Consider the following 23,849-nt stretch of genomic DNA (forward strand, 5'->3'; position numbering starts at 1 on the left):
TTGCGCCAAGCCGCCCTCACCGCTGCGCAGTCGTCGTCGCTCACCATGCTGCTCCACGACGTGCGACGCGTGGCGGGCGTGGACCTCACCGTGGGCACTCTCATGGCCGCCGACACCGACCACTTCGTCATCGACCGGCTCGTGGGCGTCACCACCGAGGGCCTACGCAACCTGCGCGTCGCCGTCGGCGCGGGGCTGGGCGGCAAGGCGATGCTCCTGGCCAAGCCGGTGCAGGTCCAGGACTACTGCCACGCGGGAGGGATCACCCACGACTACGACGCTGCCGTGCGCCGCGAGCAGATCCGCGCCGCCTTCGCAGTCCCGGTCCGGGTGCCCCAGGGTCCTCGGGGCGTGATCTGGGGCGCGCTACGCCACGAGCACGTCTTCGGCGACCGCGTCATCGGCGACGTCATGACCGTCGTGCGCGCCCTCGAGCGGGACCTGGCCGAAGACCTGGCCTTGAACCGGCGCCTGGAATACCTGCGGGCCGCTGCCGGAGGGACCAGGGGCGACGGTCGTGCGGCCGGGGACCCGGTGGCGAGCGTGGCCGAGCGCCGCCGGCTCGTCGGCATCTGCTCGGAACTCGTGCACATCGCGTCCACGACGGACGGACACCAACGGCAGCAGATCGACGCCCTCGTCCGGCGCCTGACCGACGAGGCACTGGGGGACGCAGCGCGGGTCGGACTCACCGCGCGGGAACGGGAGGTCATCGGCGAGGTCGCACACGGCGCGACGAACCAGGAGATCGCCGCGAAGCTCGGGATCGGCGCCGAGACCGTGAAGTCGAGCCTCACGTCGAGCATGCGCAAGCTCGGCGTGTCCAACCGTGCTGCCCTGGTGGCCGCCGCTCTCTGCCAGGAAACCCGTTGCGCCGCATGCGCCCCCCATTCGGGGGGCACATGCAGGTGAGGTGTTGCCGTGGCGCCGGTCCGCACCCACGCTGACCCCGGTGAGAAACGATCTTGACCGTTCCCCGACGCCCGAAGCACCGGAAGCAGGCGGGACGAGGTCGCGGGGTACCCGTCTCGGGCGCATCGCTCGCGGCGCGCTCCTGGTGGCGGCTGCGTGCGTCGCCATCTTCGTCCTGTTCGGACAGCTCTCGGCGATCCTGCCCGTCGGCTGGTGGTCGCCTGTCCTGTCCACCCTGGCGCTCCAGCAGCCCGTGCTCAGCCTCTCCGTGATCCGGGACGTTTACGGCTCGTGGCTCATCGTGCTGGCGGCCCTGGCCCTGGTCGTTGGACTGGTTGAGCTGCGCCGTCGCGGCCGGCGGCGGCTGCCCGCCACCGTCTCGGCGCTGAGCGGACTTGCCATGGTGCTGGTTCTGATCACCACCACCGTGCAGATCCTCTCGGTACACGGCGCGACCGGCCAGTGGTACGTGTTCTCGCCGACCACCCCGGCGAGCTCCGTCGGCCGGGGACCAGACAAGACCGTCGCGTACGCCACGCTGGGCGGACAGCAGTTGCGGGCGGACCTGTACCTGCCGAAGACGTCGTCGACGGCCCCGCTGGTCGTCAGCATCCACGGCGGCGGCTTCATCGCGGGCAGCCGCGGTCCGACGCCGTACCTGAGTTGGCTGGCGGACAACGGATACGCGGTCCTCGACGTCGACTATCGGCTGGGCACCGCGACCGAGCACACCTGGAACACCGCCGACGCCGACGTCGCCTGCGCCATGACCTGGGCCACCGCACACGCCTCCGAGTACCGCTGGGACCTGGACAAGGTCGCCACCTTCGGCGGGTCAGCGGGCGGCAACCTGGCCATCAACGTCGCCTACAAGATCGACGCGGGCACCCTGACGCCCAGTTGCGGCTCCGCGGCACAACTGCCGCGGGTGAAGGCCGTGATCGCCTCGTACCCTGTGGTCGACATGACGGTCTCCGTGGGCGAGACCGCGTTCGGCGAGCAGGTCAGTGACTGGTACGTCGGCGGCACCCCGGCCCAGTACCCGCAGCGCTACCAGGCCATCGACTCCGCCAACCAGATCACCCCGGCCGCCCCGCCGACCCTGATCCTCCAGGGCGGCCGGGACCACCTCGTCTTCGCCGACCACACGAAGGCGTTCGCCGACGAGCTGACCGCAGCCGGCGTCACCAACCGCTATGTCGAGCTTCCCTTCCTGGAGCACGCGTACGACGGGACCTCCCTCAACATCGGCACGAAGGCCACGCGAGGGCTGATGTTGCCATGGCTCCAGAAGTACGTCGGGGATGGATGACCGTCCCTGTCCTGTGCCTGCCGTCGACCTGTGCCCGGGAGGGTTTCAGCGGCGGCGGGCGGACGGGTGCAGCGAAGGGCTGACCCAGCCGTCGTCGGCCGGGTTGAGGGTGAGGCCGGGCGGCACGATCGCGTCGATGCGGTCCAGGACGTCGCCGGACAGGACGACGTCGGCCGCGGTGAGCTGCGACTCGAGATGGTCCATGGTGCGCGGGCCGATGATCGCGGTGGTGATGGATGGGTGGCGCAGGACGAACGCGATGGCCATCTCGATCAGGCGGCGTCGTGCCGAAGAAGCATCGCAGCGGCGGTTCATCGGTATCCACGAGCGTCAGCACGGCTGCGGCGGACGCCCGCGGGTCACCGGGGGTTCCGATCCTCTTGCGGCGCTGCTGCTGCACCTGTGCGTGGTAGTCGAGGTACGCCGGCAACTGCTGGGACGTGCTCGACGAGGAGCCGGCGCAGTCGGTGGCGAACCCACCGGGCTCGATCAGCGTGACCTTGCCGAATTGCGCCACCCCGCTGGGCCAGCGTGCCGGGAAGGGTCGGGTGGCCCGGGGGGTGGATCCCCCGGGCCACCCGACCTCAGACCCGTACGCGTCAACCCAGGCCGTCGGCGCCGACCGTGGGAACCGCCGCGACGGCCGACTCATCGAGCACGGTGTCAGCGGTGGGCTGCACGGCCCCGTCGAGGTCGAGGACAGGGGTGGCTTCCTTGTACCAGGACTCGATGACCGCGTTTCCCCAGAAGTCGCGGCGCCGGTCGTCGTGGACGCTCCAGCGGTAGGTCTGGTGGTCGGGGTCGCCGGTGTAGTAATCGGAGGTGTAGATCTCGACGCGGTGCCCGTCGGGGTCACGGAGGTAGACGTAGAAGGCGTTGGAGACGCCGTGGCGGCCGGGACCGCGCTCGATGTGCTGCTGGAGGTTGAGCGCGCCGAGGACATCGGCGACGTGGAGCACCTGGTGGGAATCGTGGGTCGCCATGCCGAGGTGGTGTAGCCGGGGACCGGCGCCGCTGGTGAAGGCGACGTCGTGGACGGTCTGCTTGCGGTACATCCAGGCTGCGTACAGCTCGTGCTCGTCGCCCTCGATGGTCTCGGAACAGCCGAAGCCGAGCGCGGTGTAGTGGGCGTAGGCGGCGGGGATGTCTGGGGTGCAGATGTTGAAGTGGTCGAGGCGCGCTATGTGCGCGCCACGGTGCAGGTCGTAGCGCTGGATGAGCCGCTCGCCGCGCTCGATGGAGTGGAAGAACTCGACGGGGAAGCCGAGCGGGTCCAGCACCCGCACGGCATCACCCACGCCGGGGGTGCCCTTACCGGCCGTGACGCGCCGGACCGAGTGGCCGTGGAACCTGAAGTACGCCTCTGCCTTGTCAACGTCCGCCGGGGTACGCACCCGGTAGGCGAGGTGGTGCAGGGCCGCCTGCCGGCCCTGCACCAGGACCAGGTTGTGGTGGGTGAGCTCGTCGTAGCCGCGCAGGCAGAGGGTTCCGGCATCCTCCTGCTCGACGTGCAGGCCCAGCAGGTCCACCCAGAACCCGCGGGCACGCGCCAGGTCGGTGACGACCAGCTGGGCGTAGGCGGACCGGACGACATCGGGCGGCTCGGGGCCGACAGCGCGGTTCATTTCTGCCCGCCCTTCCCGAACGCCGGGGTGTGAACCGGGCCGAGGGCAAGATGGACGATCTTGAAGTCGGTGTAGAAGTCGATGCTGCGGGCACCGCCCTCGCGGCCGATCCCTGAGGCTTTCACGCCGCCGAACGGGGTGCGCAGATCACGTATGTTGTGGGAATTGATCCAGACCATGCCCGACTGGACGGCGTGCGCGATGCGATGGCCGCGGGTCAGGTTGCTGGTCCAGACGTAGGCCGCCAGGCCGTACCGGGTGGCGTTTGCAAGCTCCACCGCTTCCTCCTCGGTGTCGAACGGGGCAACCGCGACGACCGGGCCGAAGATCTCTTCCTGGAAGATGCGGGCGTCGCGTGGCACGTCGGCGAACACCGTGGGCTGCAGGTAATTGCCCTCGGACAGGTGGGCAGGTGCGCACCCGCCTGCGAGCAGCGTTGCCTCCATGCGGCCGGTCTCCACGTAGTCCAGGACGCGGGCGTAGTGCTCGGGATGGACCAGCGCGCCGACCTCGGTAGCGGGGTCGGCGGGCGGCCCGACCACGGTAGCGGCAGCGCGCTGCGCCAGCCGCGCGGAGAACTCCTCGTAGACGGGACGCTCGACCAGGACGCGAGAGCCTGCGGTGCAGCGTTCGCCGTTGAGAGAGAAGACGCCGAAGACGACGGAGTCCAGCGCCGCATCCAGGTCGGCGTCGGCGAAGACGACGACGGGCGACTTGCCTCCCAGTTCCATCGAGGTGGTCTTCAGGTTCGATGCGGAGGAACGGATGATGTGACTGCCGGTCCCGGTGGAGCCGGTGAAGGAGATCAGCGGCGCGTTCGGGTGCTCGACCAGCGCCTGCCCGGCCTCCTCGCCGATCCCGTGCACGATGTTGACGACTCCGGCGGGCACCCCGGCTTCGGTGAAGATCTCCGGCCACAGCGACGCCGACAGCGGCGTCCACTCCGCGGGCTTGAGGACGACGGTGCAGCCGGCCGCTATGGCCGGAGCCAGTTTCCAGCTCTCCAGCATGAACGGGGTGTTCCACGGGGTGATGAGCCCGGCGACCCCCACAGGCTGGCGGACAACGTAGCTGATCTGCTCGCTGCCCTGCCGGAAGGCCTCCTCGCCCAACGTGACGATCACATCGGCGAAGTAGCGAAAGTTCTCCGCTGCGCGGCGGGCCTGGCCACGCGCCTGCGTAACCGGCAGGCCGGTGTCGAAGGTCTCGAACGCGGCGAGGCGGTCATGCCGCGTCTCGATGGCGTCGGCGACGCGATTCAGGATGGTGGCACGGGCCCGGTTGCCGACCGCCGCCCAGGCGGGAAAGGCAGCGCTCGCCGCGGCGACGGCACGGTCGATGTCGGCCGCGTTGCCGCGCGCGGCGCGCGCGTAAGGGATGTTGCTGACCGGGTCTGCGACGTCGAAGGTGCGGCCGTCAGAGGCGTCGGCGTACTCCCCGCCGATCCAGTGCGGGATGCGATCCGGAAGGCCCTCCAGTGCGGTCGAGGCGACAGCGGTTTCCGACGTGCTCACCTGGCGGCTCCTATCTGCTCGGTCAGTTCGCCGCCCAGGCTGAGCAACTGACGGATGCGGTCCAGCCCGGCCGGGGTCGGCTCGGTGAGCGGTGGTCTCACGGAAGGCGACGAGATCCGGCCCTGCTGGGCGAGGACCCACTTGACGGGCGCCGGGTTGGTCTCCACGAACAGCAAGTCCACCAGCGGGTGCAGCGCGTAATGAATGTCGCGGGCCGCGTCGAACTCGCCCGCCTGCCACAACTCATACATCCGGGCCACCGCGCCGGGTGCGAGGTTCGCCACCGCGGAGACGAACCCGGCCCCGCCCAGTGCCAGCAGCGGCAGGCACAGCAGCTCGATCCCGGACCACACCAGCAGGTCGCGCCCGCAGGCGTGCAGCACGCGGGAGAAGTGCTCGAAGTCCCTGGTGGTCTCCTTGACTCCGACGAAGTTGTCGAAGTCGGCGAACAGCCGCCGGACGGTGTCGGGGTCGAGGTCGACGGCGGTGCGCGACGGGACGTTGTAGGCGACGATCGGCAGGTCCGGGAACTCCATGGCGACCGTCGCGTACCAGCGGTACAGAGCCTCCTGCGTCGGCCGCGCATAGTACGGGGTGATCACCAGCGCAGCGTCCGCGCCCAGGTCCCGCGCGGCAGCGGTGATCTCCAGCGTCTCGTCCAGCTTGTGTGAACCGGTGCCGGGCAGGAACGGCACCCGGTCGGCGATCTCGGCCGCAACTGTGCGCATGGCGGCGATGCGTTCGGCAGTCGACTGCGCGCTGGGTTCGCCGGTGGAGCCGCCGAGAGAGATTCCGTGCGACCCGGACTCCAGCTGAAACCGGACAAGGCCGCGCAGCGAGTCATGATCGACCGCGCCGTCAGCGGTGAACGGCGTGATGACGGGGGCGATTGACCCCCTGATCTGCGCCGGATCCGATCGGTACTTCATCCGTGCTGCTCCTTCCGTCCGATCACTGGTCCCCGGTGCCTTCCGCTGTTCGCGTCCCGTGCGTTCCCTGGCCCGCGAGCCAGCGCTGGTACGCGGCCCGCCATCGGTCCCCCAGCGGGTACAGCCCGCCAATGGCTTCGCCGGCCTTGACCTGTTCGGCGATGAACCTTTCCTGACGCTCCTGCTCCACCGCCGCGGCGACCACCTCCGCGGCGATGTCGGCCGGCAGCACGACCACCCCGTCGTCGTCGCCGATCACCAGGTCGCCGGGAACCACGGTCGCGCCGCCGCACGCGACCACCGCGTCGATCTCCCACGGCACATGCCGTCGGCCGAGCACCGCCGGGTGGCTGGCCGCGCAGAAGACAGGGATGTCCAGTTCCCGCAGGGCGGCGCTGTCCCGTGCAGCGCCGTCGGTGACGATCCCGGCCGCGCCGCGGACCTGAGCGCGCAGCGCCAGGATGTCGCCGATCGTGCCCGCGTCGCGGGCGCCGCGCGCCTCGATGATCAGTACCTCGTCCGGGCCGACCTGCTCGATAGCGCGCTTCTGCGCGTTCATCCCGGTGCCGTGGGCGGCGAACAGGTCCTCGCGTAGCGGGACGTAACGCAGGGTGCGGGCCACCCCTGCGAGCCGCGATCCAGGCCGCACCGGGTGCACCCCGTCGATCACCGTGCTCGGCAGGCCGCGGGCGCGGAGCTGGCTGGCCAGCGTCGCGGTCGCGACGGTGCGCAGTTCCTCGGTCAGCAGACCGACCGCGGGCGTCGGTGGCCGGCCGTAGGCTTCGGCGGCGGTCTGCTCGTCAGCCCGAGGCATCGCGCCGTAGCCAGGCAGCTCACCATCGGCGGCGGCCACGGCGGTGCGCAGCCGGCCGGTCGACCGGCCACTGCCGTCCACCTCTACCTCGACGATGTCGCCGGGCTGCAGCACCGACGAGCCCGCCGGCGTTCCGGTGAGGATGAGGTCCCCGGGGTACAGCGTCATCAGCCGGGACAGGTCGGCCACGAGCTGCCCGAAGGGGAACAGCAGGTTGGCGGTGTCATCCTGCTGGGCCAGCTCGCCGTTCACCCAGGTGCGCAGCCGCAGCGCTGCCGGGTCGAGGTCACGCGCATCGATCAGTTCCGGACCGACCGGGGTGAAGCCGTCCGCCCCCTTGGACCGCAGATTGGAGCCGCGGTCGGCATACCGCAGATCGTAGAGGCCGAGATCGTTGGCTGCCGTCACCCAGCGGACCCGGCCCCAGCCCTGCTCCGGCGACACACTCCGGGTGCGCTCGCCGATCACCAGGGCGATCTCTCCCTCGAACGCCAGCAGTTCGCACCCCGCCGGCCGGACCACCTGATCGCCGGACCCCGCCAGCGATGACGGTGGCTTGAGGAAGTACGACGGGAACTCCGGCACGCGCCCGCGCTGCTCGGCACGGGACCGGTAGTTGAGATGAACCGCGATGATCTTACTTGGCGCCGTGGGTAGAACCATGGTCATGAACGAAAACATATACGATGTTACGCACCATCGCACCGGATGCTTGGGGCGTGCGGTGCCCGGCCGGCCCGCGCCGCCCGGGGCAGTCGCCGTTCAGGCGAGGCAGCACGATGGTTCTGCAGGACCCGAAGCGGGCTGTACCGTCAACGGCAACATATATGATGGATGTGTGGCACGAGAACAGACAGCCAAGGCCCGGGACCCTCTCGCGGAGACCGGCGAAGCGGCGGGCCCGGCCGCCCCGTCGAAGTCCGAGCGGGCGTACCGGCTGATCAAGGAGCGCATCGAGGACGGCACTTACGGGCCCGGGTTCCGTCTCGTCCTCGACCAACTCGCCCGTGAGCTGTCGGTCAGCGCGGTGCCGGTGCGCGAGGCGGTCCGCCGCTTGGAGTCCGAAGGATACGTCGTCTTCACCCGCAACCTCGGCGCCAGTGTGGCCAGCATCGACCCGGATCAGTACCGGCACACCATGCAGGTGCTGGCGATCGTCGAGGCAGCCGCGACCGCGCTTGCTGCGCCGCACCTGACGGCGCGGACGCTGCGCGACGCGCGCCGGGTCAACGAGCGGATGCGGGCCAGCATCGAGGCGTTCGATCCCGTCGCGTTCACGCAACTCAATGAGGAGTTCCACAAGTTGCTGTGCAGCGCCTGCCCCAACCCGCGCCTGTGCGGGCTGGTGGAGCGGGAATGGAGCCAGATGGCGCTGATCCGCCGGTCCGCGTTCGTCTTCGTCCCCCGACGGGCCCACACGTCCGTGGCCGAGCATGACCAGCTCCTCGATCTCATCGAGTCCCATGCTTCGGAGCAGAAGATCGAGCGGGCGGCACGCGCCCACAAGCTCGCCACGCTCGACGCGTTCATCCAGCGCCGGCCATAGCGTGACCCCGATATCGGTAAGGCGACACCGGTCGCTGTAGGGGACATCCGCCTCCTTGTGCCGGTGAGGCGGATCTTCCGGGCCGCGGGATTCGCGTACCTCGCAAGCCGGGCTTCGGTGTTCCCGCGGGGCGTGCGAGCGCTGCGAGCCGGGCCCCGCCGGGTCTTCCTGGCCGTCGGCGGCGAGGCCTTGAGGCGTACTCGACAAGTCCTTGACACGTATATCAAATCATATACGATGCTCAGCGATGATCTGCCGCAGCCAGCTGCGGTGCGTCAGCCCCCGGCCCGGGGCAGCCGCGGCATCGGCTAGCCGGGTGCCGCTGGCACGTACACCCGGAACGGAGGGGCCTGACCGATGGGGGACCGCTACTACAGCACGAGCACGGCATTCCTCGAAGCACTGGCCGAAGCCGGCGTTCGCTACATGTTCGCGAATCTCGGCAGCGATCATCCCGGCCTGATCGAGGCGCTGGCACAGGCTCGTGCCGAGGGCCGTCAGGCGGAGCTTCCGGAGCTGATCGTGTGCCCGCACGAGACCGTGGCGCTCAGTGCGGCGCACGCCTACGCCGCCGTCTCCGGCGAGCCGCAGGCGGTGCTCGTGCACGTCGACTCGGGGACGCAGAACCTCGGCGGGGCGGTCGGCAACGCGTCGCGCGGACGTGCTCCCGTCCTGATCTTCGCCGGCTCGGCCCCGTACACGATCGAGGGCGAGCTGCCCGGCAGCAGGAACGAGTTCATCCACTGGATCCAGGACGTGCATGACCAGCGCGGCATCCTGCGCAACTACACCAAGTACGACAACGAGATCCGCACTGGCCGCAACGTCAAGCAGCTCGTGTACCGCGCCCTGCAGATCGCGCGCAGCGAGCCGGCCGGGCCCGTCTACCTCGTCGGCCCGCGCGAGGTGATGGAAGAGCAGATCGAGCCGTGTACGCCTGATCCCGGTCAGTACACGCCGGTCGCGCCCGGGGCGCTGAGCCCCGACGTCACCGCCGAAATCGCCCGGGCCATGGCCCGGGCCCGCCATCCGCTGATCGTCACCGGCTATCTCGGCCGGGACACCGCCGCCGTCGCCGAGCTCGTGGCTCTGTGCGAGCTGCTGGCCATCCCGGTCATCGAGTCGGCGCCCAGCCACGTCAACTTCCCCGCCGATCATCCGATGCACTGCGGCTACCAGTGGACCACCACAGACCAGAACCCGCTGCTCGCCGAAGCCGACGTGATCCTGGTGGTCGACTGTGACGTGCCATGGATCCACGTCACCAGCAAGCCATCACCAGACGCCGAGATCTACTGCGTGGACATCGACCCGCTGAAGTCGCAGATGCCGATGTGGCACATCCCGGCCCGCCGTTTCGCCGCGGCCGGCTCGCGCCTGGCCCTGGGACAGATCGCCGCCTTCGTTCAGGACAATGATCTGGTCGATGCGGCGGTGGTGACGCAGCGCCGGGCCGACGTAACGGCGGTACATGACGCGCAGCGGGCCGCCCGGGACCAGCGCGAGCGGCAGGGCAGCGGCATGATCACCCCGCAGTACCTGACCGCCTGCGTGCGCGACGCGCTCGCCGGTGACGATGCTCTGTTCCTGACCGAGGCCATCACCAACTACCCGGTGGTCGCCGAGCACCTGCGGGCCAGCCGCCCCGGGTCGCTGATCGGCAGCGGCGGAGGCTCGCTCGGCTGGGCCGGCGGCGGGGCGATCGGCGCGAAGCTCGCCGCGCCGGAACGCACGGTGGTGTGCCTGGTCGGTGACGGCAGCTATCTCTTCGGGGTGCCCTCGTCGGCGCAGTGGGTGGCGCGGCGCTACGGCACTCCGGCGCTGACGGTGATCTTCAACAACCGGGGCTGGAATGCGCCGAAGCAGTCGGCGCTGGCGGTCCACCCGAAGGGCGCGGCGGCGCAGGCGGACGACTTCAACGTCAGCTTCGAGCCCGCAGCCGACCTTCCCGGCATAGCGCATGCGGCCGGCGGCGCGTACGCCGTGAACGTCTCGGACCCGGCGGAGCTTCCCCAGGCGTTGAAGGACGCGCTCGCCGTGGTGCACGACGGTCGCTCCGCGGTGGTCGCCGCCCACCTGCCGGGGGTCTGAACCGGCCGACCGCCGGTGCGACGCGCGGGACGCGTCCTGGATGTACCTAGCCGATGATGCGAGGGAGGTGGTCCGGTGAGCCGGTCCATAGATCGTGCAGCGATTGATCGGGTGCTCAAGGGCGCTGTGGATGCCGGCGCGGTACCGCACGTCGCCGCGATCGCCGCGGACGCCGATGGCGTCTTCTACGAGGCCGGCTTCGGACCGCGTGTGGCCGGTCAAGGCGGTGAGGTCACGGCCGGCACCGAGTTCGCACTCATGTCGATGACCAAGATGGTCGTCACCGTGGCCGCGCTGCAGCTGGCGGATCAGGGCAGCCTCGACCTCGACGCTCCGGTCGACACCTACTGTCCCGAGTTCGCCGAGGTCAAGGTGCTGGAAGGCTTCGAAGGGGACACACCGCGACTGCGCGCGCCGGCAAGCCGGGCCACTGTCCGGCACCTGGTCACCCACACCTCCGGTCTCGCCTACTGGTTCTGGAACGAGGACATCGCCAAGTACGAGAAGGTCGGCGGCCGGCCCGACGTCGTGCCCGGCCGGCTCGAGGCGTTCAAGGTGCCGATGGTCGCCGACCCAGGCAGCAGGTTCGTCTACGGCGTCAACACCGACTGGCTCGGACGCGTGGTCGAGGCCGTCGCCGGCAAGGGACTCGACGTTGTGGTCAAGGACGGCGTCACCGGGCCGCTCGGCATGGACAACACGTCGGTCGCACTGACAGCCGAGCAGACGGACACCTTCGCCCCTGTGCACGTCAAGGACGACAGCGGCAACTGGTCCGACGCCGGCGACATCATCAACCGCACCGACCCGGACTGGTGGGCCGACGGCCACGGCCTGTACTCGACGCCGCGCGACTTCGCCAGGTTCGAGCAGGCCCTGCTGCGCGGCGGCGAGTTGAATGGCACCCGGATCCTCAACGGCAAGACGGTCGACGAGGTGTTCTGCAACCAGATCGGCGAGCTCGACTTCCCGGCCGAAATCCCGACCGCCGACCCGGTTTCCAGCGGCCCGCTCAACCTCGGCCCCGGCTACAAATGGGGCTACGGGCTCCTGCTCAACACCGCCGACCTGCCCGGTCGCCGCCGGGCCTGCACCGGCGCGTGGGCCGGGCTGTTCAACACGCACTTCTGGATCGACCGCACCAGTGGAATCTGCGCCTCGATCTACAGCAACTCGCTGCCCTTCATCACCCCGGCGGCGCTCCAGCTTTACCTGGACTACGAGACGGCGCTTTACGCGGCACTTTAGCTCGTTCCGCCGCGCGCCTATGTAGCCGGGAACGACATGGAACCGGCAGCGGGGTCTTCGGGTGCCGGGACCTCTCGATCTCCTCGCTCGCCGAGCGGACGCTCGCGATCGCCAAGGCTCATACGGCCTCGTTTCTGCGGCCCGAGCACCCGGCCGATCCATTCGTATCTTGCCTGATTCGCTGCGATTCAAACGGTGCCGGAATCTACCCGGTAGAACGACAAGGAGGTCGTAAATATGACCGCTGAGAACCCCCCGCGCCAGGAGACCGGAACCCTGGCAGGGAGCACGGGAGCCCGCTCACTCGCGGGCCCTGGCAGACTCTTCACCCCGGGCTTGGCCCTATACAACTTCGGCTGGGCCATGGCGATCCTCACGCCTGTCATGCTCACGCTGCCGCTGAAGGTCCAGGACCTGGTCGGCAGCGAAGACGCGGCGGGCGCCTTCGGGTTGGTCACCGCGATAGGCGCCGTCGTCGCGATGATCTGCACCCCGCTGGGGGGACGTCTGTCGGACCGCACCACCTCCCGGTTCGGCATGCGGCGGCCCTGGATCATCGGGGGGGCGATCGGCGGTCTGCTGAGCCTGCTGCTGATCGCCGTGGCGGACTCGCTGTGGATGGTGATACTGGGCTGGGTCCTCACCGAGATCTTCTTCAACACCGCGTGGTCGGCCGCCAACGCGACAGTGGCGGACCAGGTCCCGCCCGAACGGCGGGGACTCGTCTCCGGGGTCGTCGGAACCGGCCTTCCGCTGGCGCTGCTGGTCGGATCGGTCGCCGTCAACGCATTCAGCGGCTATGTCCTCCGATTCGGCGTCCCCGCCGTGCTCTTGGTCATCTTCGCGTCGTTGTTCGTCCTGACCCTGCGGGACCGCAGGCTGGACCAGCGCCCGGCGAAGCTCAGCCTGAAGGAGTTCGCGCTCTCGTTCGTGTTCAACCCGCGCCGGAACCCCGACTTCGGCTGGCTGTGGATCGGCCGGTTCGCGATCATGTTCAGCTACAGCGGGATCCAGACCTACCTGGTCTTCTTGCTCAGTAGCCGACTCGGCCTGGAGGGCGGCGAGCTCACCGGCACGATCGTGCTCGCCAACCTCGGCTCCGCGATCGCCATGATCGCCTCCAGCTTCTTCATCGGCGCGCTGTCCGACCGCTTCCGTCGCCGGAAGGTGTTCGCCGCCGGCGGCTCCCTCATCATCGCGCTGGCCCTCGCGATGATCGCCTTCGCTCCCGACACGGCGATGATCATCGCCGCCAGCACCATCCTCGGCTTCGGTACCGGGGGCTTCTTCGCGGTCGACTTCGCCCTCGCCACCGAACTTCTCCCGGAGAGCAGCGACACCGGCAAGGACCTCGGAGTGTGGGCGATCACCAACGCGCTCCCGCAGTCCATCGCGCCCGCCATCGCGCCGGGAATCATCGCCTTGGGCACCACGGCGATCAGCGGTTACTCCCTGCTCTATCTCGTCGGCGCGGGGGTCGCAGTTCTCGGTGCCGTCTTCATCTACCGCATCAAGGGGGCCCGCTGAACGGATGACGTGGCCCGAAACGCCCCGCCCCAAGCGGCGCTCCGGCATGGCGCGCCGGTTGGGGCGGCCCACCCAATACATGAAGGAGAGGACATGGAGTACACGCACCTAGGCCGCACGGGCCTGCAGGTAAGCCGGCTGTGCCTGGGGTCGGTAAATTTCGGCCCGTACACCAGTGAGGCCGACTCCTTTGCGATCATGGATCGGGCTCATGAGCTCGGCGTCAACTTCTTCGACACGGCCAATGTGTACGGCGGGGCCGCGGGGAAGGGCGTGAGTGAGACGATCATCGGCAACTGGTTTGCGCAGGGCGGTGGCCGCAGGGAGCGGACCGTGCTGGCGACGAAGCTGTATCACCCGATGGGTGACTGGCCGAATGAGGGGCGGCTGTCGGCTCTCAGCATCCGGCGGGCGTGTGAGGCCTCGCTGCGCCGGCTGCAGACCGACTACATCGACCTTTACCAGATGCATCACGTGGACCGGGAGGCCCCGTGGGATGAGATCTGGGAGAGCATGGAGACCCTGCGGTCGCAGGGAAAGATTCTCTATGCGGGATCGTCCAACTTCGCCGGATGGCACATCGCCAAGGCGCAGGAGGCCGCGAAGGCGCGTCACTTCCTCGGCCTGGTCAGCGAGCAGTCGCTTTACAACCTCCTCGAGCGCACTGTCGAGCTCGAGGTCCTCCCTGCAGCGGAGGACTACGGCCTCGGCGTGATGACATGGTCGCCGCTGCAGGTCGGCCTGCTCGGCGGCGTGCTGAAGAAGGAAAGCGAAGGCCAGCGCCGGTTTCAGGACAAGAACAGGGAACTACTGGAAAGCAAGCGGCCGCAGATCGAGGCCTATGAGGCGTTCTGCACGGAACTCGGCGCAGAGCCTGCCTCGGTCGCCTTGGGCTGGCTGCTCACCCGGCCCCAGGTCACGGCCCCCATCATCGGGCCTCGCACCATGGCTCACCTGGAGAGTGCCCTGGACTCGCTGAACGTCCATCTCGACGAGAAGGCCCTGGCGCGCCTGGACGAGATCTTTCCCGGCCACCAGCCGGCCCCGGAGGACTACGCCTGGTAGACCGCTCATTCCGCCCGCGGCGCACCACCACCGCCGCGGGCGGGTGAGTGAGCGGCGGGCGGTATGCCCATGATCTGGGACCACCACAGCGACGGTGCTTGCGGCCCGGCGCGCAGCCCGTGGCGGAGCCGCAGCGGGCGGCTGCGCGATGTACAAGAGCCTGTGCCCGAGCCGCGACTGGCTGCCGAACTCCCGGACGTCGAGCAGATGGTGCTGTCTCCGTAGGGTGCCGGCTCCGCCGGTGACGGCGATCCGCCCGTCGGCCATGTCCGCCGCTCCTGAACTGTCGTCAGACAACAGGTGCGACGTGCGTCACTGACCGACGAGCCGGAGGAACCGAGCGACATCTACTGGATCAATCATCGTCGCTGGTGGGAGGCTTACGTTCTACACTGGCTTCGCCGCAACGTCAACTTTCTGGGGAGCTATTGACGCTCCTCGACCCGCGCACTTACGGTGAGCGCGACCACAAGCTGACGTCAGACGTCAGCGTGCCGCTCTGGTCTCGACGAGGAGAACCGGTCATGGCCACCCCGCTCCACGCCCGCTGCGCCCTGCCTGCCGGGCCCGCGCGTTCTCGGGTCCGGCCGCGCGGACGAAAGAGCGTGCGGTCGGCACGCCAGGCCCGACGGCATGATTCGCGGCGTCCATGTGGCCGGAAGGAGCGCGTGATGACTGCGCAGGAGCCGGACTACACCTTCGAGCCGGTCGGGGCCGGCCGCGGCTTTGAGCGGGTCGTGAGCAGCCTGCGTGGCGCCATCGTCCGCGGTGATCTCCCGGTGGGACGGCGACTCCCGGCCGAACCCGACCTGGCCGCCCAGCTCGGCGTCTCGAGGCCGATGCTGCGCGAGGCGTTGAAGGCGCTCGAGCTCTCGGGATACCTGGAGGTGCGGCGGGGCTACGGCGGCGGCCGTTTCGTGGCGGAGCCGGAGGCCGAGGAGTTCCACGCGATCACCGCCGCGCCCCTGTCCACGATGGACGTGGAACCGCGGCACGTGATGGACGTGCGGCTGGCGATCGAGCCCATGGCCGCCCGGTTGGCGGCGCAGGCCTACGACGCCGGGGACCTTGGCCGTGCCCTGCGCAAGCTGGGCGCGGCCGGATCGCGGCCCGGGCGCGTGGTTGATGCGCTGGTGCACTTCCATGTGTCGCTGGTGGAGGCCTCGGCCAATCCGGTCTTCGTCGCGGTCTTCGAGAGCTTGCGCAGCCCCCTGACGCTGACCTTGGGCGAGCGGGTCCGGGACCGGGCGTGGTGCCAGTCGGTGCGCGATCCGCTGGCCCACATCATGCGACTGCTCGACGACGGCGAGCCCGGGGCGGCCGAGCGGGCCGTCCGCCGCTACCTCCTGGACTTCGAGGACGACCGCAAGCAGCAGGAGGACTGATGACGGACACGTCCCTCCAGTTGGTCGGCGGCGCGCCCGACGGCCGCCTGTTCAACCCTGTGGTCGAGTCGCTGCCGCGGGAGCGGGTGCGCGCGCTGCAGTTCGAGCGGCTGCGGGCGCAACTGGCGTACGTCGCCGCCAGGTCCCCGTTCTACGCCGAGCTGTGGTCGGCGAGCGGGTTCGATCCCGCGGCGGTCGCCTCCCTCGCCGACTTCGACGCCCCTTTCACGACGAAGGAGATGCTGCGCGACAGTCAGCTCGACGCGCCAGCGCTCGGCCGGCACGCGGGCGTGCCGATGTACGAGGTCGTCCGGATCCACGCGTCGAGCGGCACGACCGGCCGGCCCAGCTACGTCGGTATCACCCACCGGGATCTGGAGGACTGGACCGAGGTCGTGGCCCGCGCCCTGTACTCCGAGGGGATGCGCTCCGACGATGTCGTCATCCACGCCTTCGGCCTGGGCTTCTTCGTCGGAGGCCTCCCGCTGAAGGACGCCACCGAGCGCATCGGGGCCACCTTCGTGCCCATCGGCACGAGCGGCAGCGACCGGGTGGTGCAGAGCATCCGCGACCTGGGCGCGACGGTGCTGATGTCGACCCCCTCGTACGCGACCTACCTGGCGGAGTACTGCCGCAACCGGCTCCACCTGGACCCACGCTCTCTCGGCTTGCGCAAGCTGTTGCTCGGGGCCGAGCCCGGGGCGTCGATCCCGGGCGTCCGCGCGCAGCTCGAGTCCGACTTCGGGGCCAAGGTCGGTGACGGGATGGGCAACGCGGACGTGTTCCCCATCTACCTCGCGTCCTGTCCGGAGCAGGACGGCCTGCACATCTGCGCCGAAGACCAGTTGCTCACCGAGATCGTGGACCCGGAGACGGGCGAGCGGCTCGAATGGCTCGACGGTGCGGAGGGCGAACTCGTCGTCACTCACCTGCACCGCGAGTGCGTGCCCCTGGTCCGCTTCCGCGTGCGTGACCGGGTGCTGGTACGGACCGATCCGTGCCCGTGTGGCCGGTCGAGTCCGCGCCTGTACTGCGTCGGCCGGACCGACGACCTGCTGTTCGTCGCCGGCGTGAACGTCTGGCCGAGCGCGATCAAGGACGTCGTGACGTCCATGCAGCCCCGGACGACCGGGGCCATGCAGATCCTGCTGCCCGACGCCGGGCCCCTGGTCCGTCCGCCGCTGCGGGTGCAGGTCGAGTACGGGCCCGACGAGGAGGACCTCGACGGCCTGCGGACCGCGGTCGAGCAGGCGCTGCGGGACAAGTTGGTCGTCAAGGCCGCGGTGGAACTCGTGCCACCCAACGCCCTCCCTCGATGGGAGATGAAGGCCCAGTTGGTCAGGAGAAGGAGGTCGGCGTGCTGAAGGAGGTGATGAGGACGTGCTGAACTTCGACATCGACACCGGCGGAACCATGACCGACGGCCTGGTGAGCGGCGACGGCATGGTGTTCTCGGTCAAGGTGGAGACCACCCCGCATGACGTGACGATCGCGTTCATGAACGTGCTCGAGGCCGCGCGCGAACGGGTCGGCGCGGCGACCCTGCGCGACCTCCTCGACGAGGTGGCGCTGATCCGGTGGTCCTCGACTATCACCTCGAACGTGCTCGCGCAGAAGAGCGGCCCCAAGCTGGGGCTGCTGGTCAGCGCCGGCCACGAGGACGACCTATACACGACGGCCGACGAGGCGGCCACGGTCGTCGGCCCGCTGATCGACCGGGAGAACATCACCGGGATCAGCGCCGACGCCGACGACGATGAGGTCCGGGTCGCGGTCAAGGGCCTGTTCGACAAGGGCATCCGGCGTATCAACATCTCGCTGCAGGGAGCGTTCGAGGACAACTCCCGCGAACACAAGATCGTCTCGATGATCGACGCCCAGTACCCGGACCACTACCTGGGCTCGATCCCCGCCCTGCCGGCCAGTGAGATCCTGCTGCGCCCGGACGACGCCACCCGGACGTTCGTCTCCCTGATCAACGCCTACGTGCACCCGTCGCTGGCCACCACGCTCTACCGGGCCGAGGAGTCGCTCAGGCAGGAGCATTCGTGGCGGGGCAACGTCCTGGTCGGTCACATCAACGGCGGTGTGGCACGGATCGGCAAGACCACCGCGTTCGACACCATCGAGTCCGGACCGCTGTTCGGTACGCACGCCAGCGCGCACGAGGCGAGCCGGTTGGGCGACGCCCGCGTCCTTGCGATCGACGTCGGCGGCACCACCGCGAAGGCCTCGGCCGTCGACGCGGGACGGGTCGTCGACCGGGACGAGGGACATCTGTTCGGCATCCCCGTCCGCACCAACCTTCCGCTGCTCCGCTCGATCGCCCTCGGCGGCGGGTCGGTCGCCCGCGCCAAGGACGGCACGGTCACCCTGGGCCCGGACTCGATGGGTGCGGCACCCGGCCCGGCCTGCTACGGCCTTGGCGGGCGGGGCGCCACCACCACCGACGCGTTCGTCCTGCTCGGCTACCTGTCGCCGACCGCCTTCCTCGACGGGCGCCGCACGCTCGACCTCGACGCGGCCCGCGACGCGATCGCCCGCGCCGTCGGCGACCCACTCGGCATCTCGGTGGAGGACGCCGCGAGGCGCATCGTCGACGCCGCATTCGACATGACGGCCGAGCTCGCCCGGGAGACCGCGGCCGAGATGGGTTGGGATCCGGCCGACACCGCGCTATACGCCTTCGGCGGCAACGGCCCGCTGTTCGCCACCGGGGTGGCGGACCGCATCGGCGCCCGGACCGTGCGGTTGTTCGGCTTCGGGCACGTGCTGTCCGCCTACGGCTCGGCGATCTCCGACGTCGTGCACGTCTACGAGTCGGCGGTGAACTCCGACGACGCGGCACGGGCCGCGGCGGAACGGCTGACCGAGGAGGCCCGCCGGGACCTGCGCGGCGAGGGCTTCGACCCCGACACCGCCATCCTGCACTGGGAGGTCCGCGGGTCAGACGGCTCGCGCGCCACCGCCGAGGGTGCGGTCGACGCCGCACTCCGCGGCCACAGCAGCCTCGTGCGGCTCACCGCGCGCTCACCCCTACCCAGCCTGGCCAAGGTCGAGGCCGGGTCCCCCGCTGAGCGTGCGGAGACGGGAGAGCGTGGCGGTATCCCGACCCACAGCTGGGCTTCGGTGGCGGGCTCGACGGTGCCCGGCCCTGCGCTCGTCGACGGCGGCAGCTTCACCTGGCTCGTCGGAGAAGGCTGGTCACTGGAGGTCGACCCGCACGGCGACGCCGTCGCGACCAGAGGAGAACGTTGATGGCGAAGATCCACCTGGCGGAGTACCTGGACCTCGACGTCGAGTCAGAGCGCTGGTCCTGCCACTCCTGCGGGCACGACATCGGCGACGCCCGGGACAACTACAAGAAGGGCCTGCTCATCTACGAGCGCGACCCCGGTGAGGTCCATCCGCCCCTGATCGAGGGGGAGTACACCTTCGCGCCCAATCCGGAGTGGATCCGGATTCTCGAGTTCTACTGCCCCGGGTGCGGCCGCCAGGTCGAGACCGAGTACCTGCCGCCCGGCCACCCTGTCACTCACGACACCGAGATCGATCTGGACAGCCTCAAGCAGAAGCTCGCCGCCGGTGAGCTGCGCGTCGACGAGCACGGCAAGCTGGAGGTGACCACGTGAGCGCCGCGAGACGGAAGTCGATCGACATCGACGTGGGTGGGACCTTCACCGACCTGGTCCTGACCTGGAGCGACCGGCGGATCACCGCAAAGGCGCCCACCACTCCCTACGATCTGTCGGTCGGGTTCCTCGACGTGCTCGGCGACGGCGCCGAGCAGCTGGCGATGAGCATCGACGAGCTGCTGCCGCAGATCGAGCTGGTCCGCTACTCGACGACGGTTGCGATGAACCGGCTCATCGAGCGCAAGGGGCCGCGACTGGGCCTGCTCACCACCGAGGGCCACGAGGACGCGATCCTGATCGGCCGCGGCGCTCAGTGGACGGACGGCACCCGGATCTCCGAGCGACGCAACGTCGCGGTGCAGAACAAGCCGGCCCCGCTGGTCACCAGGGACATGATTGCCGGGGTGCGGGAGCGGGTCGACTCGTTCGGGCAGGTACTGCGTCCGCTCGACGATGACGACGTCCGTCGCAAGCTGCGCAAGCTGGTCGACGGCGGGGCGCGCGCGATCGCGGTGTCCCTGCTGTGGAGCTTCGCCAACCCCGCACACGAGCGCCGCATCCGCGAGATCATCCGCGAGGAGTACCGCAGCTACCACGTGGGCTACCTGCCCGTCGTTCTCTCCCACGAGGTGGTCGGCAAGGTCGGCGAGTACGAGCGCACCATGACCGCGATCCTCGACGCCTACCTGCAGAGTTCCATCAAGGCCGAGATGGAGACGACCTGGGATCAGCTGCGCGAGCACGGCTACCGCGGCAGTTTTCTGCTCACGCACAACACCGGCGGTTCTGCCGAGATCTTCAAGACCACCGCGTCGCGCACCTACAACGGTGGCCCCATCTCGGGGCTGATGGGCAGCTACCACATCGGCAAGGCGCTCGGGTACCGCAACGTCATCGCCTCTGACGTCGGCGGCACCAGCTTCGACCTCGGAATGGTCGTCGACGCGTCGGTCCGCTCCTACGAGTTCCGTCCCATCATCGACAAGTGGATGGTCGGGATCTCGATGCTGCAGTCCACGACGATGGGTGCCGGCGGGGGGTCCATCGCCTGGATCAACGAGCTGTTGGGCGGCCGCCTCGAGGTCGGCCCCCGGTCGGCGGGCTCGTACCCCGGTCCGGTCTGCTACGACCTCGGCGGCAGCGAGCCCACCACGACCGACGCCGACGTCGTCCTCGGCTACATCTCCCCGGACGGCTACTTCGACGGCCGGATGCCGCTGAACAGCAAGAAGGCGGTCGACGCGATCGAGACCAAGATCGCCAAGCCCCTCGGGCTGACCACAGACGAGGCCGCGGCCCTGATCCGCCGGATCGTGGAGCAGAACATGGCCTCGGCGATCAAACGCGAGGTCCACCTGCGCGGCTACCACCCCGAGGACTTCGTGCTCTTCGCCTTCGGCGGGGGCGGCCCGACGCACGTCGCCGGCTACGGCGCGGACATCCCGACCTCGGTGATCTTCCCGCAGGCGCCGGTGTTCTCGGCCTTGGGCAGCTCGGTCATGGACATCATGCACGTGTACGAGCAGTCCAGGCGCCTGCTGTTCCTCAACGGCATGACCCAGCAGTTCACCGAGGACTACGAGGCCTACAACGCGCCGATCCGCGAGATGGTCGCCCAGGCCAAGGCCGACCTGACCTCCGAGGGACTCGACGCCGAGACCGCGGTGTTCACCGTCGAGCTGGACATGCTCTACGGCGGCCAGGTGCAGGTGAAGCGGGTCGCCTCCCCGCTCCTGCAGATCAACTCGGTCGAGGACGCCCAACGCGTGTACGACGATTTCGAGAAGGAGTACTCCGAGGCGTTCAGCCCGCACGTGGTCAACAAGCCCGGCGGGGCCTACATCGAGAACATCGTCGTCAAGGCCACGGTGCCGACCGAGAAGCTCGAGCTGCCGGTGTACGAGCTCGGGGCTGCGGATCCGTCGGCCGCGCGGACGGGCAGCCGCAACGCCTACTGGCCCGAGCTCGGCGAGCGCACCGACACCCCGGTGTTCGCGTTCGACCAGCTGACCCCCGGCAACCGGATCGAGGGCCCGGCGCTCGTCGAGGCCCACTTCACCACCATCGTCATCCCACCCGGCAAGAGCCTGTCCATCGACAGGCACGGCCTCGGGCTGCTGCAGAACGCGGACGCCGCCGGGGCGGACACGCCGCAGGCGGCTCTCGGAGGAGCGAGCGCATGAGCTACCCCAGCCTCGAAGAGAAGCTCGCAGCCCTCAAGGTCTGCGAGCCCACTGAGTACGAGACGGCCTGCCTCGACAAGGTCGGGACCGGCGCCTACGAGATCGGCGTGCAACGCACCGCGGACATCCTCGATGAGGGCTACGAGGTGTTCATGCGCAGCTCGCGCTCCCAGATGGGAGTCGCGGGGGACTCGATCGTCGCGATATTCACCGCCCAGGGCGACCTGGTCAACGCCTCGGCCGGCACCTACCTGCACGCGGTCATCCCGCCGATCGTGATCAAGTACATCCTGAAGAACTTCGCCGAGAACCCCGGCATCGCGGACGGCGACATCTGGTACACCAACGACGCGCTCTACGGCGGTATCCACAACCCGGACCAGGTCGCGATCATGCCCGTCTACTTCGAGGGCGAGCTGGTGGCGTGGACCGCGGCGCTGTCGCACACCACCGAGACGGGTGCGTGCGAGCCCGGCGGGATGCCGGTGTCGGCCAAGTCGCGCTTCGACGAAGGCATGAACCTGCCCCCGATGAAGATCGGCCACAACCACGTCCTGCGGCATGACGTGATCGAGATGTTCGCGGCGTTCGGCCTCCGCTCGGAGACCAGCGTCACCGTCGACCTGCGCGCGCGGTGCACCACGGCCGACCGGGTGCGGGTCCGGCTGCTGGAGATGTTCGAACGCGAGGGCAAGGACTTCGTCACCGGGCTCTTCCGCCGGATGCTCACCGAGGCCGAGCAGGGCGCCCGCAAGCGCCTCGCATCCTGGCCGGACGGCGTCTACCGGTGCGCGACCTTCTCGGACTCGGCCGGCACCGAGCACGGTCTGATGCGCAACTGCTTCATGACCATGACGAAAAAGGACGACACCCTCCACCTCGACTTCACCGGCACCAGCCCGGAGAACGGCTCCTCCTACAACGCCCACCCCCAGGCCGTCATCGGGCACCTGGCCAACTACATCTACGAGTACGTCTTCCACGACCTGCCGATCTCGTCGGCGACCTTCCAGCCGATCGACTTCACGTTCCCGCCGAACTCGATGCTCTCGCCGGCTCCGAACGCGGCCACGAGCTGCGCCGTCATGGCCGCCACCGGCGCGATGAGCTCCATCGCCAACTGCGTGGGCCGGGCTCGGTTCGGCACGACCGAGTGGCGCCAGGTCACCGCCTCCCTCGGCAACGGCGGCAACGCCTCCGTCCTCGCCGGCGTCTCGCAGTGGGGCATGCCCTTCGCGGACATGCTCGCGTACACGATCAACACCGAGGGGCAGGGCGCGCGCTCGCACTCCGACGGAATCAACGCCTACGGCTTCCCGTGGTGCGCCTTCGGCCGCGCCCCGGACGTGGAGAACATGGAGAACGAGCTGCCCATGCTCGTGCCCTTCTCCCAGCACTGGCCGGACTCCGGCGGTGCCGGCAAGCACCGCGGCGGGGTGGGCACCGCGCAGCTGTGGGTCACCCACCACGTGCCCTACGTCATCTTCATGTCCATCGCCGACAACTCGATCGTGCAGACCCCGCAGCCGCTCTTCGGCGGCTACACCATGTGCACGTGCCCCGGGCTGTCCCTGGAGGGCGTCGACATCCCGGAGCTGCTGCGCGCGGGCGACGAGGGCGCCCTCGACCTGGCCAGCCTGCTCGCGGGCAAGTACGGGGGCCGGATCGTCTCCGACACCTACGCCCGCACCGCGCGGCCGGTGATGGCCGACCAGGTCATCACCCTTGGCATCTCCACCGGCGGGGCCGGCTACGGCGACCCGCTCGACCGCGACCCCGATGCCGTGGAGAAGGACGTCGTCGACGGCCTCATCTCCGACTGGTCGGCCGCGAACGTCTACGCGGTCCGGTTCAACGAGCGGACCGGCCGCGTCGACAAGGAGGCCACGGCCGAGCTCCGGCGTCAGACCCTCGAGGAGCGCAAGGCCCGCGGCAAGAACTGGGACGAGTTCCACGAGGGCTGGTCGCAGCGGAAGCCGCCCGAGGAGGTCCTCGGCCTCTACGGCTCCTGGCCGGACGGTGCCGTCGTCACCCCGCTGATGCGGATGTGACCGCGGTGATGT

18 protein-coding genes are annotated in these 23,849 nt (G+C 69.5%); 13 read left to right on the plus strand and 5 right to left on the minus strand.

All coding sequences use genetic code 11. The features are described 5' to 3' along the window. Nucleotides 1–912 carry a LuxR C-terminal-related transcriptional regulator gene (locus tag ABD143_RS24325; protein WP_343982730.1) on the plus strand — a complete coding sequence of 304 codons (912 nt, stop codon included), beginning with the start codon at nucleotides 1–3 and terminating at the stop codon, nucleotides 910–912. Nucleotides 913–952: 40 nt separating this feature from the next. Continuing rightward, on the plus strand, nucleotides 953–2,224 hold the full coding sequence (locus ABD143_RS24330) for an alpha/beta hydrolase (RefSeq protein ID WP_343982733.1): 1,272 nt from the start codon (nucleotides 953–955) through the stop codon (nucleotides 2,222–2,224). 45 nt (nucleotides 2,225–2,269) lie between these two features. On the opposite strand, the gene ABD143_RS24335 is transcribed toward ABD143_RS24330, so the two are convergent. The 5 genes from ABD143_RS24335 to ABD143_RS24355 all read right to left on the minus strand — a co-directional run bounded on the left by ABD143_RS24335 (nucleotide 2,270) and on the right by ABD143_RS24355 (nucleotide 7,775). Next, nucleotides 2,270–2,491, minus strand: a complete 222-nt coding sequence (locus ABD143_RS24335) for an aldo/keto reductase (protein WP_343982736.1) — start codon at nucleotides 2,489–2,491, stop codon at nucleotides 2,270–2,272. A gap of 332 nt (nucleotides 2,492–2,823) precedes the next feature. Beyond that, nucleotides 2,824–3,849: a 3,4-dihydroxyphenylacetate 2,3-dioxygenase gene (hpaD, locus tag ABD143_RS24340; protein ID WP_343982739.1), complete on the minus strand. Its 1,026-nt coding sequence runs from the start codon at nucleotides 3,847–3,849 to the stop codon at nucleotides 2,824–2,826. After that, complete coding sequence (gene hpaE / locus ABD143_RS24345) at nucleotides 3,846–5,363, minus strand: 5-carboxymethyl-2-hydroxymuconate semialdehyde dehydrogenase (RefSeq protein ID WP_343982742.1); 1,518 nt, start codon at nucleotides 5,361–5,363, stop codon at nucleotides 3,846–3,848. The genes hpaD and hpaE overlap by 4 nt, the downstream gene beginning before the upstream one ends. Further along, nucleotides 5,360–6,292: a 4-hydroxy-tetrahydrodipicolinate synthase gene (gene dapA, locus ABD143_RS24350; protein ID WP_343982745.1), complete on the minus strand. Its 933-nt coding sequence runs from the start codon at nucleotides 6,290–6,292 to the stop codon at nucleotides 5,360–5,362. The genes hpaE and dapA overlap by 4 nt, the downstream gene beginning before the upstream one ends. A gap of 22 nt (nucleotides 6,293–6,314) precedes the next feature. Further along, entirely contained in the window at nucleotides 6,315–7,775 is a 1,461-nt protein-coding gene (locus tag ABD143_RS24355) for a fumarylacetoacetate hydrolase family protein (RefSeq protein ID WP_343982748.1), read from the minus strand. 169 nt (nucleotides 7,776–7,944) lie between these two features. On the opposite strand from ABD143_RS24355, the gene ABD143_RS24360 reads away from it, so the two are divergent. From ABD143_RS24360 to ABD143_RS24410, 11 genes are all read left to right on the plus strand, one after another. Further along, the gene (locus ABD143_RS24360; RefSeq protein ID WP_343982751.1) at nucleotides 7,945–8,652 is read left to right on the plus strand and encodes a GntR family transcriptional regulator; all 708 of its coding nucleotides are present in this window, start codon (nucleotides 7,945–7,947) and stop codon (nucleotides 8,650–8,652) included. A 357-nt stretch (nucleotides 8,653–9,009) separates the two neighbouring features. Further along, nucleotides 9,010–10,743, plus strand: a complete 1,734-nt coding sequence (locus ABD143_RS24365) for a thiamine pyrophosphate-requiring protein (protein ID WP_343982755.1) — start codon at nucleotides 9,010–9,012, stop codon at nucleotides 10,741–10,743. A gap of 75 nt (nucleotides 10,744–10,818) precedes the next feature. Next, nucleotides 10,819–11,991 carry a serine hydrolase domain-containing protein gene (locus tag ABD143_RS24370; RefSeq protein ID WP_343982757.1) on the plus strand — a complete coding sequence of 391 codons (1,173 nt, stop codon included), beginning with the start codon at nucleotides 10,819–10,821 and terminating at the stop codon, nucleotides 11,989–11,991. A gap of 237 nt (nucleotides 11,992–12,228) precedes the next feature. Next, complete coding sequence (locus ABD143_RS24375; RefSeq protein ID WP_343982760.1) at nucleotides 12,229–13,518, plus strand: MFS transporter; 1,290 nt, start codon at nucleotides 12,229–12,231, stop codon at nucleotides 13,516–13,518. Between the two features lie 93 nt (nucleotides 13,519–13,611). After that, nucleotides 13,612–14,583 (plus strand): aldo/keto reductase, encoded by a 972-nt coding sequence (locus ABD143_RS24380; RefSeq protein WP_343982764.1) that lies wholly within the window; start codon nucleotides 13,612–13,614, stop codon nucleotides 14,581–14,583. Nucleotides 14,584–15,254: 671 nt separating this feature from the next. Further along, on the plus strand, nucleotides 15,255–15,968 hold the full coding sequence (locus tag ABD143_RS24385) for a FadR/GntR family transcriptional regulator (RefSeq protein WP_343982767.1): 714 nt from the start codon (nucleotides 15,255–15,257) through the stop codon (nucleotides 15,966–15,968). Continuing rightward, the gene (locus tag ABD143_RS24390; protein WP_343982769.1) at nucleotides 15,968–17,332 is read left to right on the plus strand and encodes a phenylacetate--CoA ligase family protein; all 1,365 of its coding nucleotides are present in this window, start codon (nucleotides 15,968–15,970) and stop codon (nucleotides 17,330–17,332) included. The genes ABD143_RS24385 and ABD143_RS24390 overlap by 1 nt, the downstream gene beginning before the upstream one ends. A gap of 16 nt (nucleotides 17,333–17,348) precedes the next feature. Continuing rightward, nucleotides 17,349–19,226 carry a hydantoinase/oxoprolinase family protein gene (locus ABD143_RS24395; RefSeq protein WP_343982771.1) on the plus strand — a complete coding sequence of 626 codons (1,878 nt, stop codon included), beginning with the start codon at nucleotides 17,349–17,351 and terminating at the stop codon, nucleotides 19,224–19,226. After that, nucleotides 19,226–19,600: an acetone carboxylase subunit gamma gene (locus tag ABD143_RS24400; RefSeq protein WP_343982774.1), complete on the plus strand. Its 375-nt coding sequence runs from the start codon at nucleotides 19,226–19,228 to the stop codon at nucleotides 19,598–19,600. The genes ABD143_RS24395 and ABD143_RS24400 overlap by 1 nt, the downstream gene beginning before the upstream one ends. Further along, nucleotides 19,597–21,786 (plus strand): hydantoinase/oxoprolinase family protein, encoded by a 2,190-nt coding sequence (locus tag ABD143_RS24405; protein ID WP_343982777.1) that lies wholly within the window; start codon nucleotides 19,597–19,599, stop codon nucleotides 21,784–21,786. The genes ABD143_RS24400 and ABD143_RS24405 overlap by 4 nt, the downstream gene beginning before the upstream one ends. After that, nucleotides 21,783–23,837: a hydantoinase B/oxoprolinase family protein gene (locus tag ABD143_RS24410; RefSeq protein ID WP_343982780.1), complete on the plus strand. Its 2,055-nt coding sequence runs from the start codon at nucleotides 21,783–21,785 to the stop codon at nucleotides 23,835–23,837. The genes ABD143_RS24405 and ABD143_RS24410 overlap by 4 nt, the downstream gene beginning before the upstream one ends. Nucleotides 23,838–23,849 lie beyond the last annotated feature (12 nt).

This window comes from Pseudonocardia aurantiaca, from assembly GCF_039526725.1.
Taxonomy (GTDB): domain Bacteria; phylum Actinomycetota; class Actinomycetes; order Mycobacteriales; family Pseudonocardiaceae; genus Pseudonocardia; species Pseudonocardia aurantiaca.